The sequence below is a fragment of the Rhizobium sp. WYCCWR 11146 genome, from assembly GCF_013591995.1.
In the GTDB taxonomy this organism is placed as follows: Bacteria; Pseudomonadota; Alphaproteobacteria; order Rhizobiales; family Rhizobiaceae; genus Rhizobium; species Rhizobium indicum.
Window position 1 is genome coordinate 17199 of the sequence record NZ_JACCEY010000037.1, and the last position, 13658, is coordinate 30856.

12 protein-coding genes are annotated in these 13658 nt (G+C 62.9%); 11 read left to right on the plus strand and 1 reads right to left on the minus strand.

Annotation, left to right across the window (positions count from 1 at the left end):
• The first annotated feature begins 4 nt into the window (after positions 1-4).
• The 11 genes from HX899_RS27660 to HX899_RS27710 all read left to right on the plus strand — a co-directional run bounded on the left by HX899_RS27660 (position 5) and on the right by HX899_RS27710 (position 12576).
• Entirely contained in the window at positions 5-3247 is a 3243-nt protein-coding gene (locus HX899_RS27660; protein ID WP_246697192.1) for an SPOR domain-containing protein, read from the plus strand.
• A gap of 110 nt (positions 3248-3357) precedes the next feature.
• Positions 3358-4371 (plus strand): beta-N-acetylhexosaminidase, encoded by a 1014-nt coding sequence (gene nagZ, locus HX899_RS27665; RefSeq protein WP_138329821.1) that lies wholly within the window; start codon positions 3358-3360, stop codon positions 4369-4371.
• 18 nt (positions 4372-4389) lie between these two features.
• The gene (locus HX899_RS27670) at positions 4390-5247 is read left to right on the plus strand and encodes a ScpA family protein (RefSeq protein ID WP_020049690.1); all 858 of its coding nucleotides are present in this window, start codon (positions 4390-4392) and stop codon (positions 5245-5247) included.
• Positions 5244-5960, plus strand: a complete 717-nt coding sequence (gene scpB / locus HX899_RS27675; protein WP_003538964.1) for an SMC-Scp complex subunit ScpB — start codon at positions 5244-5246, stop codon at positions 5958-5960. The genes HX899_RS27670 and scpB overlap by 4 nt, the downstream gene beginning before the upstream one ends.
• A 182-nt stretch (positions 5961-6142) precedes the next feature.
• Entirely contained in the window at positions 6143-6334 is a 192-nt protein-coding gene (locus HX899_RS27680; protein WP_017960199.1) for a twin-arginine translocase TatA/TatE family subunit, read from the plus strand.
• Between the two features lie 51 nt (positions 6335-6385).
• Positions 6386-6997, plus strand: a complete 612-nt coding sequence (gene tatB / locus HX899_RS27685; RefSeq protein WP_138391119.1) for a Sec-independent protein translocase protein TatB — start codon at positions 6386-6388, stop codon at positions 6995-6997.
• Positions 6994-7821 (plus strand): twin-arginine translocase subunit TatC, encoded by an 828-nt coding sequence (gene tatC / locus HX899_RS27690; RefSeq protein ID WP_129420703.1) that lies wholly within the window; start codon positions 6994-6996, stop codon positions 7819-7821. Before tatB ends, tatC begins: the two co-directional genes overlap by 4 nt.
• 200 nt (positions 7822-8021) lie before the next feature.
• Positions 8022-9305 carry a serine--tRNA ligase gene (gene serS, locus HX899_RS27695; protein ID WP_181293880.1) on the plus strand — a complete coding sequence of 428 codons (1284 nt, stop codon included), beginning with the start codon at positions 8022-8024 and terminating at the stop codon, positions 9303-9305.
• 4 nt (positions 9306-9309) lie between these two features.
• Positions 9310-10083, plus strand: coding sequence for a 5'/3'-nucleotidase SurE (gene surE, locus HX899_RS27700; protein WP_017991200.1), 774 nt, complete (start codon positions 9310-9312; stop codon positions 10081-10083).
• On the plus strand, positions 10080-10733 hold the full coding sequence (locus tag HX899_RS27705; protein WP_011651660.1) for a protein-L-isoaspartate(D-aspartate) O-methyltransferase: 654 nt from the start codon (positions 10080-10082) through the stop codon (positions 10731-10733). The genes surE and HX899_RS27705 overlap by 4 nt, the downstream gene beginning before the upstream one ends.
• A 241-nt stretch (positions 10734-10974) precedes the next feature.
• Positions 10975-12576 carry a peptidoglycan DD-metalloendopeptidase family protein gene (locus HX899_RS27710; RefSeq protein WP_181293881.1) on the plus strand — a complete coding sequence of 534 codons (1602 nt, stop codon included), beginning with the start codon at positions 10975-10977 and terminating at the stop codon, positions 12574-12576.
• A gap of 54 nt (positions 12577-12630) precedes the next feature.
• On the opposite strand, the gene HX899_RS27715 is transcribed toward HX899_RS27710, so the two are convergent.
• Positions 12631-13503, minus strand: coding sequence for an ATP-binding protein (locus HX899_RS27715; protein WP_181293882.1), 873 nt, complete (start codon positions 13501-13503; stop codon positions 12631-12633).
• Between the last annotated feature and the right edge of the window lie 155 nt (positions 13504-13658).

A 13658-nucleotide genomic window follows, 5' to 3' on the forward strand; every position in this document is an offset into this window, starting at 1 on the left:
AGGCATGGCTGATAAACAACTTGCGTATGATACGCGCGGAAAAAACGATCTGTTTGCCGACGACGATCCGTTGGCTGAACTGGCCCGTATTGTCGGCTTCGAGCCGCGTGTTGCAGCGAATACGGTGACGGAGACCGCGCGCCGCGAGCCCGCCCTCGATCTCGAGGATGAGCTTGGGCGCGAGTTCGACCGCTACGACTCGCCACGTCCGCTTGCGGAGCTCGATCGGCCCGCCGAACCGATCTCTGATGACCTCACGCCTGAAGATTACGTCGAGCCCGTTCTCGATGCTTCTTCCGCTGCCGAACATGCGGAGGCTCCTGAGCCGGTTTCGGTTTCCGTCGCTGCCGTTGAGGCCGAAGAAGCTTTGCCCGCCGCAGGGAATGGGGACGTATCCGCCGCCGACTGGGCGGAGCAGCTTTCTCCCGAGCCCGACGCGTCGGTGCAATCGGCCTTCGGCGGTGCGCGCGACCTGATCGAGGAGCTTGAGCTGTCGATCGGCGCAGCACCGGTCTCTTCGTTGGCGCAGCCCACCAAGGCGCCGCAATGGTCGGCTGCCAGCATCAGGCTGCCGCTTGCCAATTTCCATGCCCCGAGGCGCGAGGAGCCGGTTGTTTTGCCGGAGCCTGTGGTCGAAGCTGTCTCCGCACCGGTTGCTGAAGCACCATCCGCCGATCTTCCTGTGGTCGAGCCTCAACCTGTCATCGAGCCGCCGGCGCTTGTCGCCGCTGTCGAGCCTTCCGAAGAATTCGAATCCGCTTCTTCTTCACTTGGCTTTCCCGCCGAACTCGATCGCCATGATGAGGTGATCGCGCCGGAAGAGACCGCCGAGGCCGAAGAATTCGTCGAAGCCGAGGAAGAGCTGGAGGATTTCGGTCCCGACGCCGGTTTTGATCTCATCGCCGCCGCCGTCGAAGGCGAGATCCAAGCCGATGCCGCGCTGACCGAGGTCGTACCGGATGTTCCGCACACCGTCGGCACATTCGATCTCGACGATCTGCTCGCCGACGTCTCGCGTTATCCGGTGCCGCAACGTGCCACTCCGGCGCCCGTCTCGCCGCAACCCGCATCGATCGAGGCAGCGCCCGTTCCCGCCACCCCCGTGGCCGCCGCACCCGTCGAGCCCAAGGTGATCGCGCCCGCACCGCTCGCCGCAGCACCCGTCCGGTCTGCTCCGGTCGAGCCGGCCCCTGTCTATGCTGTCGAAGCCGCAAAGCCGATCGCGCCGCAGCTTGCCGAGGTCGTTGCGCCTCAGCCTGCCGCAACGACATATTCGCCTGCGCCGCAGCCGGTATCGGAAGCCGACGACCCCTTCGCCGGCCATGATTTCGAGCTGGATCTTGCCGGCATCGAGCTGGAACTGACCGATCTCGATTTCTCCGAGCCGTCCGAGCCCGCACCGCAGCCTGAGCCGCCGGCCCCTGCTCCCCAGCAGGCGGCTGCCGTCGCTCCTCGCCCCGCTCCGGTTTTTGCTCCTGAGCCGCCGGCTCCTGCTTTTGAGCAGGCTGCAGCCGCTCCTGCACGGTCCGCTCCGGCCTTCGTTCCCGAGCCACAGGCTCAAGCTCCGGCTCCGGCTTTCAACTGGACGCCTGTCTCCGAATCGACCGAAGACCTGCCATTCGATCCGGCGATGATCTCCGATCCGGAGGATCGTCCCGAGGCCGTCGACGACATGCACGTGCCGGCGCTGCCGCCGGTCGAGCAGCCCGCGCCGGTCGCGAAATCCGCGGATTTCGATTTCGATCTCGACGCCGAGATTGCCAGCTTCTTTGAACCGGCCAAACCGCGGCAAACGCCGACGCCGGTCCGGGATACGGCCGCCGCCGCTGCACAGCCGGTCAAGCCCACCATTGCCGATGGCCTCGATGATTTCGAACGGGCGCTGGAGGAAGATTTCCGCCGCAGCGTGCGCGAGCCGGTCGAGCGCCGCGAGACCTCCGAGGTCCGCATCGAATCGGCAAGCCAGGCCGCTGATTTCAGCCGCGCCCGATCGATGCGCCAGTTGCTTGCCGGGGCCGTCGTGCTCGTGGTCTTTGCCGGCGTCGGTTATGGCGTCTATTCCTCCGTCTGGAACGGCGAGGGGCTCGGCATTGTCGCGTCCGGCGAGCCGCGCGTGATCACCGCCGACAAGGAACCGGTCAAGGTCGTTCCGGAAAATCCTGGCGGCAAGACCGTGCCGAACCAGGATAAGGCCGTCTACGACCGCGTTGCGGGTTCTGCCGAAGAGCCGAAGCAGAAGGCGCTCGTTTCTTCCGATGAGGCGCCCGTCGATGTGGTCCAGCGCACGCTGACACCGGAAGCGCTGCCCGAGGACGACGAGAACGCCAGCGTCGACGATCAGGTCACGCCGACTGCGGTCGGTGAGACGGAGGATCCGCGTCTGCTGCCAACCCAGGACAGCGCCGACAACGCTTCGGCAACCGACACCGACAAGACGCCGTCCGTTTCGCCGCGCAAGGTCCGCACGATGATCGTCAAGCCTGACGGTACGTTGGTCGCCCGCGAGGAATCGGCGCCCGTCGAAGAGCCGACGCCGTCTGACCAGGCGACACAGTCTGCCCAGGCAACGCCGTCGGCCCAGCCGATGCCGCCAGCTCAGCCGGCGTTGACGGCTCCGTCGACCCCGTCCGCGCAATCGACCCCGGCTGTACCTCCCGTCGGTGGAACGGCCGCAAGCTTCCCGGCAAGCGCCGAGGTTGCTTCCGCCGATGCGCGTTCTGCAGCCCCCGTCGAAACCGCGCCGGTACAGCCGCCGCTCGCCGGCAGTGCCGACGCGCAGGCCGCAAATCCCGCCCCGGTCGCTCCGCCGGTGCGCCCGGTCAAAACCTCGGGGATTGCCGATACCGCTCCGATTCCGACCGCCCGTCCGGTCGATCAGCCCGTCAACGTTGTCGGCACAGTGACCGAGAAGGGCAATGTCCGCCCGACCGCACAGCAGCCGAAGACGACGGAGGTCGCCGTCGCAGCACCCGTCGCCGCAAAGCCGCAGCAGGCCGCATCCGCCGGCGGCTACGGCATCCAGATCGCCTCGCTGCCGTCGGAAGACGAGGCGACCAAATCCTATGCCAACCTGTCGAAGAAATTCGCCAGCGTGCTCGGCGGCCGCAGCCACGAGATCCGCAGGGCGGATATCGCCGGCAAGGGCACTTTCTACCGTGTCCGCATACCGGCCGGTTCCAAGGATGAGGCCGCAGCACTCTGCGAACAGTATCGCGCAGTGGGTGGAAGCTGCCTGATCTCCAGGTAGGATCGCGTCTTTGAATATCAGAGCGGCGGGCCGGATCGGTCCGCCGCTCTTTTTTGTGCATCGCGCCCGACCTTGCTCGCATTTGGCCGGGCGCGGTCTATGATTCGGATATGACCGAATCAAAAGCGATGATCCTTGGCTGCAGCGGCCTTGCCCTCACATCCGAAGAGAAAGCCTTTTACCGGGGCGAGCGTCCCTGGGGCTTCATCCTCTTCGGGCGCAACATCTCCGAAGCACGGCAGATCGCCGATCTCGTCGCTGAACTGCGCGATAGCGTCGGCTGGCATGCGCCGGTGCTGATCGACCAGGAGGGCGGCCGCGTCCAGCGCATCCGCCCACCCATTCTGGCGCGTTATCCTTCCGGCCATGCGCTCGGCGATCTCTATCGCCGCGATCGCGCACTCGGCCTGCGCGCTGCCTGGCTGATGTCGCGGCTGCACGCCTTCGATCTTTCGAGCCTCGGCATCGATGTCGATTGCCTGCCGGTGCTTGATGTGCCGGTCGAGGGCAGCAGTAATGTCATCGGCGACCGCGCCTATGGTGGCGATCCGCAGACCGTCATAGCGATGGGCCGGGCGGCTGCCGAGGGGCTGAAGGCCGGCGGCCTGTTGCCCGTGATGAAGCATATGCCCGGCCACGGTCGCGGCTTTGCCGATTCACATCTGGAGCTGCCCGTCGTCACCGTCCCGCGCGATGAGCTGGAGCTTCATGACTTCCCGCCCTTCATCGCGATGAAGGACGAGTTGATGGCCATGACCTGCCACGTCGTTTTCGCCGCCATCGACCCGGACAATCCGGCGACGACCTCGCGCAAGGTGATCGACGGCATCATCCGCGAGCACATCGGCTTTAACGGTCTGCTGCTCTCCGACGACAGCTCGATGAACGCTCTTTCCGGCACGATCGGTGAACGTGCGGCGAATATCATTGCAGGCGGATGCGATATCGTGCTGCATTGCAATGGCAATATGGACGAGATGCGGGAGGTTGTGGCAAATGTTCCGCCGCTCGCCGGCATATCGCTTGCCCGCGCAAAAGCGGTGGAAGCAGGCTTCGCGGCGCCGGATACCGCCGATGAAGCGGAATTGAGGGCGGAATTCGAAGCGATGTTTGCGACGGTCTGATCGTAAGGGAGCAGCTAGGTGAACACGGTCAAGGGCACGGAACGTCCACAGGCGGCAACGCCGATGGACAAGCTGTGGCAGGATAACGGAGCTGAGCGCGCCAGCCACGAGCCGGCGCTGGTGATCGACGTCGCCGGCTTCGAAGGTCCGCTCGACCTGTTGCTCTATCTCGCCCGCAACCAGAAGGTCGATCTGTCGCGCATTTCGGTGCTGGCGCTCGCCGAGCAATATCTGCTGTTCATCGAAAGCGCCCGGCGTATCCGCATCGAGCTTGCCGCCGATTACCTCGTCATGGCAGCCTGGCTTGCCTATCTCAAGTCGAAGCTGCTCATTCCCCAGCAGGTCAAGGATGACGGCCCTTCCGGCGAGGAACTGGCGGCAACGCTCGCCTTCCGCCTGAAACGCCTCGAAGCCATGCGCCAGGCTGCAGACGGCCTCGTCAACCGCAATCGCCTCGGCCGCGATATCTTCGTGCGCGGCGCGCCCGAGCATATTCCCGACCGCCAGCAATCCGCTTATGCGGCGAGCCTTTACGATCTCCTGACCGCCTATGCGGCGCTGCGCCAGCGCCATGCCGTCACCCAGGTGACGATTGAGCGGCGCACCGTCTGGTCGCTGACCGATGCCCGCGAGCTGCTGACCCAGATGATCGGCGAGGTCGCTGACTGGACGGCGATGGAGCATTATCTGCTGCGGTATCTCGCAGCGCCCGAAGAACGCGTCACGGCAATCGCCAGCGCCTTTGCCGCCTCGCTGGAGCTGGTGCGCGAGGGCAAACTCGAAATCCGCCAAGACGGCGCCTTTCAGCCGATATACATGCGCCGCGGTCCGAAACATGCCACGCTGCAGGTGGTCGAACAGGAGCGGCCGGCTTGATCGATCTGAAGGGCGAAGAGGATTTCGAAGGTAATTTCGAAGACAGGAGCCGCGACCTGCAGGCCGAGATCGAGGCCGAGCGCATCGCCGAGGCGCTGGTCTTCGCCTCCTCGCAGCCGGTCTCCGAAGGCTTCCTCGCCGAGCGCCTGCCTGAGAAGACCGACGTGCATGCGATCATGCTGCGCCTGAAGGAGCAATATGCGCCGCGCGGCGTCAATCTCGTGCAGGTCGAAGGAGCATGGGCCTTCCGCACTGCCGCCGACCTGTCCTTCGTCATCCGCCGTGATGACAATGAGGTGAAGAAGCTTTCGCGCGCCGCACTGGAAGTGCTGGCGATCATCGCCTATCACCAGCCGGTGACGCGTGCCGAAATCGAGGATATCCGCGGCGTCCAGACCTCGCGCGGCACGCTCGACGTGCTGATGGAAGCTGGCTGGGTTCGGTTCCGTGGTCGCCGGCGCACGCCGGGCCGGCCGGTGACATTGGGCACGACACGCGATTTCCTCGATCATTTCGGTCTCGAAGAGCTGCGTGACCTGCCCGGTCTCGAAGAGTTGAAGGGAGCGGGCTTGCTGTCGGGCCGCATTCCGGCAAACTTCAATATTCCCTCGCCGTTGATGAACGACGAACTGACCGAGGACGAAGACCCGATCACCCAGATGGACCTCGAGGAACTGGGGTTGCTGGCGCCACGCGGCACCTCTGAAGATTGAGGGGCTTGCGTCTTGCTTTTGCCATGCATGGCGAAAACAATGGAGCCAGCACTTTTCGGCGGGTCAATGGCTTGTCATAAAGGGCGATACCGTGACATTAAGCGCAGTTCAAAGGGCGTGATGTTGGAAACGGTGTCGGAAATCCTTACATCGTGGGAACATAGAAACAGGGAGTTAGCGTAATGGGTGGTTTTAGCATGTGGCACTGGTTGATCGTTCTGGTCATCGTGCTGTTGTTGTTCGGTCGTGGCAAGATTCCGGAACTGATGGGCGACGTTGCCAAGGGCATCAAGAGCTTCAAGAAGGGCATGACGGACGAAGACGCGCCGGATACGGCAAAGACCGTCGATCACAAGGCCGACGAAACGAAGTAACCAAGTCCGGGAAAAAGCGCAGCCCCCGCGCTTCCCGTCCAGGAGCCTTGCATGTTCGATATTGGCTGGACCGAGCTTTTGGTCATCGCGGTCGTACTGATCGTGGTCGTCGGTCCCAAGGATTTGCCGCCGATGCTGCGCGCTTTCGGCAAGATGACGCAGCGCGCCCGCAAGGTTGCGGGTGATTTCCGTGCGCAGTTCGATGAGGCGTTGCGCGAAGCCGAGCTTGACGATGTCCGCCAGACGATCAGCGACGCCCAAAAGCTCAACCCGGTCAACAGCCTGCGCGAGGCGATGAACCCGCTCCGCCAGATGGGCAACGAGATCAAGGCCGACCTGCAGAAGGCGACCACGGTCACGGAAAACAAGACCGAGGTGCCTCCCGATGCTGTCGCAGCCCCGACGCCGTCGATGAGCTTGCCGGAAACGCCGCCATTGGTAGCGACACCTGCGCCGTCGGAACCGGTCGCCGCAGCGATTGTGCAAGCTGATACGGTTGCGGCCAGGCCGAAGGCTGTGCGCAAGCCGCGCGTCAAGCCTGCCGACCAGGTCGATGCTGCGGCCGCCGTTGCCGTGCCTGTGGAAAAGCCGAAACGCACGACGGCGGTCAGGAAGCCTGCAACGCCGAAGAAGCCTGCGCAGACAAAGAAGGACGAGGCATGAGCGGTGATATCGAAGACAAGCCGCAGCCGTTGATCGAGCACCTGATGGAGCTGCGCACGCGGCTGATGTGGTCGATCGGCGCGTTTTTCGTCGCCTTCATCGCATGCTTCTTTTTTGCCAAGAATCTCTTCAATTATCTGGTCATCCCATACAAGACGGCGGTCCAGTGGGCTAATCTCGACGTCGAGAAGGCCCAGCTCATCTACACCGCGCCGCAGGAATTCTTCTTCACGCAGGTCAAGGTGGCGATGTTCGGCGGCCTTGTGGTCGCTTTCCCGATCATCGCCGCCCAGGTCTACAAGTTCGTGGCGCCCGGCCTCTACAAGAACGAGCGTCAGGCTTTCCTGCCGTTCCTGATCGCTTCGCCGGTCCTGTTCCTGATGGGCGGCGCGCTCGTCTATTTCTTCTTCACCCCGATGGTCATGTGGTTCTTCCTGTCGATGCAGCAGGCGCCCGGTCATGACGAGATAGCAATCTCGCTGATGCCGAAGGTCTCGGAATATCTGAGCCTGATCATGACGCTGGTCTTCTCCTTCGGCCTCGTTTTCCAACTGCCTGTCATCACCACGTTGCTCGCCCGTGTCGGTCTTCTGACGTCGCAATGGCTCGCCGAAAAGCGCAAATTTGCCATCGTCCTCGCCTTCGTCGTCGCCGCCGTGCTGACGCCGCCGGACCCGATGTCCCAGATCGGCCTTGCGATACCGACGATCATTCTCTACGAAATTTCCATCTATGCGGCGCGACTCGTGGAGCGCCAGCGTGCCCGGCAGGCGGTCGAAAAGGAAACCGGATCCGCAGACGTTGCCAAGACGGACAGCGTCTGAGCTGCGATCAGGAAATCCCTTCATGAACGCCGTCGACTGCATAGTCCCTAAATCCGAAACGGTTTAAGGAATTAGGCAGCAATTCAAAGTGTTGCGGTGTCCTTTGCGCGTCTGAAAAGACAGGGCGGCGCTGTAACATCCGGTCGAGGCCCAATCAGGCTTTGGCCGGGCCACCTCTGTTGCAACGACCTGGAACGACGATGCTCGATATCAAATGGATCCGTGAGAATCCCGAAGCGCTCGATGCCGCCCTCGCCAAGCGCGGTGCCGAGCCTCTTGCCCAAAGTCTCGTTGCCCTCGATGAAAAGCGCCGCTCCGCCGTGCAGAAGGCGCAGGACCTGCTGTCCCGCCGCAACCTCGCCTCCAAGGAGATTGGCGCGGCGATGGCCCAGAAGAATAGCGAGCTGGCCGAGAAGCTGAAGGCGGAGGTCTCTGAACTCAAGACCCTGCTGCCGGCGATCGAGGAAGAGGACCGGCAGCTGACGGCCGAACTCAACGACGCGCTCTCGCGCATCCCGAACATACCTTTCGACGACGTCCCGGTCGGCAAGGACGAGCATGACAATGTCGTCACCCGCACCGTCGGCGAAAAGCCGCGCTGGAACCACGCACCGAAGGAGCACTTCGAAATCGGCGAAGCGCTCGGCTATATGGATTTCGAGCGCGCCGCCAAGCTCTCCGGCTCGCGCTTCACGGTTCTGACCGGGCCGCTCGCCAGGCTCGAGCGCGCGCTCGGCCAGTTCATGATCGATCTCCACACCAGCGAGCACGGCTATACCGAAGTCAGTTCGCCGCTGATGGTGCGCGACGAGGCCGTCTATGGTACTGCCCAGCTGCCGAAATTCGCCGAGGATCTCTTTAGGACGACTGATGGACGCTGGTTGATCCCGACGGCCGAAGTGACGCTGACCAATCTGGTGCGCGAGGAAATCCTCGACCAGGATAAGCTGCCGTTGCGCTTTACCGCGCTGACGCCGTCCTTCCGTTCGGAAGCAGGCTCCGCCGGCCGCGATACGCGCGGCATGCTGCGCCAGCATCAGTTCTGGAAATGCGAGCTCGTCTCGATCACCGATGCCGAGAGCGCCGTTGCCGAACATGAACGCATGACCGCCTGCGCCGAGGAAGTGCTGAAGCGCCTCGGCCTGCATTTCCGCACCATGACGCTTTGCACCGGCGACATGGGCTTCGGCTCGCGCAAGACTTACGATCTCGAAGTCTGGCTGCCGGGACAGAATGCCTTCCGTGAGATCTCTTCCTGCTCGGTCTGCGGCGATTTTCAGGGTCGGCGAATGAATGCGCGCTACCGCGGCAAGGACGACAAGAGCAACAGGTTCGTCCACACGCTGAACGGTTCCGGCACGGCGGTCGGCCGCTGCCTGATCGCCGTCCTTGAAAATTATCTGAACGAGGACGGTTCGGTCACGATTCCGGACGTTTTGCTGCCTTATATGGGCGGATTGACCATGATCGAACGGGCGGCCTGAGGCGATGCGCATCCTGCTTACGAATGACGACGGCATTCACGCCGAAGGTCTTGCCGCGCTGGAGCGGATCGCGCGCACGCTGTCCGACGATGTCTGGATCGTGGCGCCCGAGACCGACCAGAGCGGCCTGGCCCATTCGCTGAGCCTCTCCGAACCTTTGCGGCTGCGCAAGATTTCCGACAAGCATTTCGCCCTGCGCGGCACGCCGACCGATTGCGTCATCATGGGCATCCGGCAGGTGATGGACATCAAGCCGGATCTCGTCCTGTCAGGCGTCAATTCAGGCTCGAACGTCGCCGACGACGTGACCTATTCCGGCACGATCGCGGGCGCCATCGAGGGCACGATGCAGGGCGTGCGCTCCTTCGCGCTGAGCCAGGCTTATCTCTATGAGGACGGTGCGCGCATCGTGCCCTGGGAGGTCTGCGAGACGCATGCGCCGGCTCTTCTGGAAAAGCTGATGGTCCTGGACCTGCCGGAGGGCACGTTCCTCAATCTAAACTTCCCGAACTGCCGTCCCGACGAGGTCGACGGCGCCGAGGTGACCATGCAGGGCAAGCTCGCCTTCAATCTGCAGGTCGACGCCCGCTCCGACGGCCGGGGCTTTCCCTACTACTGGCTGAAGTTTGGCGAACGCGCCGGCGCCTTCGTCGAAGGCACCGATATTCACGCCCTGAAGCATAATAAGATTTCGGTAACGCCTTTGAAACTGGATCTGACCGATTATTCCGTGACGGACCGCGTGGCGCGGGCCTTGGGATACGGAGCACAAGTTTGACGGCAAGACTGGCGGAGAAGGAGGGCTTTGCGGCGCTCGTCCTCAGATTGCGTGCCGAAGGCATCTCGGACCTCGATCTGCTGACGGCGGTTGAGCAGACGCAGCGTTCGTTGTTCGTGCCGCCGCAATTCGCCGACGACGCCTATTCGAGCCGGACGATCCCGATCGAATGCGGTTCCTTCCTCGAGGGTATCGATTTTGCCGTCCGCATCCTGCATCACCTCAAGCTCAAGCCCGGCCAGCGCGTCCTGGAGATCGGCACGGGAAGTGGCTTTACCGCCGCCGTGATGGGCCGCCTGGCCGAGCGTGTTCTGTCCATCGATCGCTACAAGACGCTGACATCAGCCGCGCAGCGGCGCATGGAATCGCTTGGTCTGCGCAGCGTCGTCATCCGCCAGGCCGACGGCAGCGCCGGCATGCAGGGTGAGGGCACCTTCGACCGCATCCTGGTGACGGCGGCGTTCAACGCGATGCCGCGCTTTTATACCGACCAGCTCGTTTCCGGCGGCTCGATGATCGCGCCGCTGATGATTTCCGAGAACGAGTGTCGGATGGTGCGGCTGACGAAAACCGGCAGCCGTTTCGAACGCGAGGAACTGTTTGAAGCGCCCTATCTACCGATCGTTCCGCGTCTTGCCTCGCTGCTGTAGACGTGGATGATTTCAGGCCGGACAGCCCTGAGATTTGCCATCAGAAAAGAGCGCGCATGATCTCGTCCGAGAACCGCTAAGACTTTTCGGCATCATGCTCAGCACACTGCGATTTTTCGCCCGTAAGCTATGGTTATCAACTTCTCAAAAAAATCGCACTGATTCCAGCATCTTAACTGCGTGGTAATACTAACGCGTTTTAATAGACTCACAAATGGTTGCGTTCTCAGTGGGTCGAGTCATGCGTTTCAGTCTTTCGCCAAAGTTCGGGAAGTCGGCCGGTAATCTTCTGGTTGTTAGCCTGCTGGCAAGTGCCGCAACGGGCTGCAGTTCCGATGTGACACGGTTTGGCGGCTTGTTTTCCTCCTCCGGGCAGGATCAGATCACCACAAGTTCCATTCCGCGCAGGAATGTGAACGGTTCTCAGGGCGATCCGGTGCCGCGCGCCGATCTTAGCAGCTCGGCCGTTGCCAGTCAGTCGGGCTACGGCGGCGGCAATGACGCGCTGAACCAGCCTTATCCCGCCCGCCAGGGTTACGATCCGACCCGCACGTCGAGCTCGAGCGCACGTCTCGCTTCCGCGCCGGTCTCGGTGCAGCGTTCAGAGTTGGCCGCGCCGACGGCGGCGGCACCATCCCGGCAGCGGGAAAAGGAAGTTGCGCTCGCCCAGCCTTTCCCAGCTGCGCCGCAGGCCGAAAAGCCCCGATTGGTGGCGCCGGCTGCGCCGAAGGTGACGCCTGATACGCTGACGACAGGCACGACGCCGAAGGTTTCAGGCTGGTCCGCGACCAACGCTCCGTCGGTGACACTGCGTCCGGGTGAAAGCATCGCCACGCTCTCCAGGCGTTTCGGCGTACCGGAAAAGGAAATCCTGCGCGTCAATGCTCTGAAGACGGCATCTGCCGCTCAGCCCGGCCAGGCGATCCTGATCCCGACCTTCAACGGCGGCAATGCCGCCAAGGCGGCATCGCAGGCGACTGACCTTTCCAAGCCCGGCAAAATGCCGGCGCCGAAGGCGCCTGAGCAGAACGTCGCTGTCGTTCCGGGCGCCAATTCTGCCCGCGACAAGACGCTGGCGAGTGGCGATGTCACCGGCAAACTTCCCGCCGGCGCTGGCAAGGATCCGAAGGCGCCTGCCGGCACCTATGTCGTCAAGCAAGGCGATTCGCTGGCAAAGATTGCCAAGGCGACCGGTAGCAATGTCGACGACCTCAAGGCTGCCAACAATCTTTCGGCCAGCTCGCTCCGCATCGGTCAGGCTCTGAAAATCCCGAACGGCACCGCCGACAATATCAAGACCGCCTCGATCCCGGTCGAGAAGGTCGATCCGAAGCCGACCCAGCCGGCGGTTGCCCAGCAGACGGCTTCCGTTCAGCCTGCGCCCTATAAGGCGCCGGCCGCGACTCAGACCGTCGACGATGTGGAGAAGAAGTCGGACGTCAGCTCCGCCGCGCCGGAATCGACCGGCATCGGTAAATATCGCTGGCCGGTGCGCGGCCAGGTCATTGCTTCATACGGCGCCAACGTCAACGGCAACCGCAATGACGGCATCGACATTTCGGTACCGCAGGGCACGCCGATCAAGGCTGCCGAAAACGGCGTCGTCATCTATGCCGGCAACGGCCTGAAGGAACTCGGCAACACGGTTCTCGTCCGTCACGACGACGGCACCGTCACCGTCTACGGCAACGCCGATACGCTGAGCGTCGCCCGCGGCCAGAAGATCCAGCGCGGCCAGACCGTCGCCGTCTCCGGCATGAGCGGCGACGTCAAGCAGCCGCAGGTCCATTTCGAGGTGCGCAAGGATGCGTCCCCGGTCAACCCGATGACTTTCCTGGAATAGGTACAGCGTACCAGGAAACGCAAAAGCCCGGCCACCAGCCGGGCTTTTGTAATTTTATGCCCGGTCGATGTGAACCCGCATGCGTCCGGCCAGGTCTTGAATATACTGCCAGGCGACGCGGCCGGAGCGTGCGCCGCGCGTCGTTGCCCATTCCAGCGCTTCGGCATGCATCTTGTCGCGTTCGAGCCCGAGCTTGAAGTGATCGGCATAGCCGTCGATCATGCCGAGATAATCCTCCTGGCTGCATTTGTGGAAGCCGAGCCAGAGGCCGAAGCGGTCGGAAAGCGAAACCTTCTCCTCGACCGCTTCCGACGGATTGATCGCCGTCGACTGCTCGTTTTCCATCATGTGGCGCGGCAGGAGATGGCGCCGGTTGGAGGTGGCGTAGAAGAGCACATTGTCCGGCCGTCCTTCGATGCCGCCGTCGAGTGCCGCCTTCAGCGACTTGTAGGCGGTATCGTCGTGATCGAAGGAGAGGTCGTCGCAGAAGACGATCACGCGGTACGGCGTGTCCTTCAGGAGGTCGAGCAGATTGGGAAGGCTGGCGATATCTTCACGATGGACTTCGACCAGTTTCAGCGAGGCGCTGCTTTCGCGCCTGACATCCTCGTGCACGGCCTTGACCAGAGAGGATTTGCCCATGCCGCGCGCGCCCCAGAGCAGCACATTGTTGGCGGCATAACCCTCGGCGAAACGCACCGTATTCTCGTGCAGGATGTCGCGCACGTGATCGACGCCGCGGATCAGCGTCAACGCCACCCGATTCGGCCTCCTGACCGGCTGCAGATGCTGGCGCAATGGCGCCCAGACGAAACAGTCGGCAGCATCCCAATCGTTGAGGGCGGGTGCCGGTCCGGCAAGACGCTCGACGGCCTCTGCGAGCCGTTTCAGCTCGGCAAGCAGGGCTGTATTGATTTCCTCGGTCATCGGTGGCCTCCTGATTTCTCACTGCGGCAATCCGCTTTGATCTTTCGATGCCGCTAACGCATGTCGCCCGGAAGTGTGGAGCGGTTCCGGGATAACGACATGCTTGAAAACAAAAGAGCTAAAGCGCGTCGCATCGATCAAGTTCGATGCGACGC

Excerpts from the sequence above, each read along its gene's own strand:
- serS (WP_181293880.1), top strand. The coding sequence starts at position 8,022 with ATGCTCGATATCAAATGGATCCGTGAGAATCCCGAAGCGCTCGATGCC.
- HX899_RS27660 (WP_246697192.1), top strand. The coding sequence starts at position 5 with ATGGCTGATAAACAACTTGCGTATGATACGCGCGGAAAAAACGATCTG.
- nagZ (WP_138329821.1), top strand. The coding sequence starts at position 3,358 with ATGACCGAATCAAAAGCGATGATCCTTGGCTGCAGCGGCCTTGCCCTC.
- HX899_RS27715 (WP_181293882.1), bottom strand. The coding sequence starts at position 13,503 with ATGACCGAGGAAATCAATACAGCCCTGCTTGCCGAGCTGAAACGGCTC.
- tatB (WP_138391119.1), top strand. The coding sequence starts at position 6,386 with ATGTTCGATATTGGCTGGACCGAGCTTTTGGTCATCGCGGTCGTACTG.
- tatC (WP_129420703.1), top strand. The coding sequence starts at position 6,994 with ATGAGCGGTGATATCGAAGACAAGCCGCAGCCGTTGATCGAGCACCTG.
- HX899_RS27680 (WP_017960199.1), top strand. The coding sequence starts at position 6,143 with ATGGGTGGTTTTAGCATGTGGCACTGGTTGATCGTTCTGGTCATCGTG.
- HX899_RS27710 (WP_181293881.1), top strand. The coding sequence starts at position 10,975 with ATGCGTTTCAGTCTTTCGCCAAAGTTCGGGAAGTCGGCCGGTAATCTT.
- surE (WP_017991200.1), top strand. The coding sequence starts at position 9,310 with ATGCGCATCCTGCTTACGAATGACGACGGCATTCACGCCGAAGGTCTT.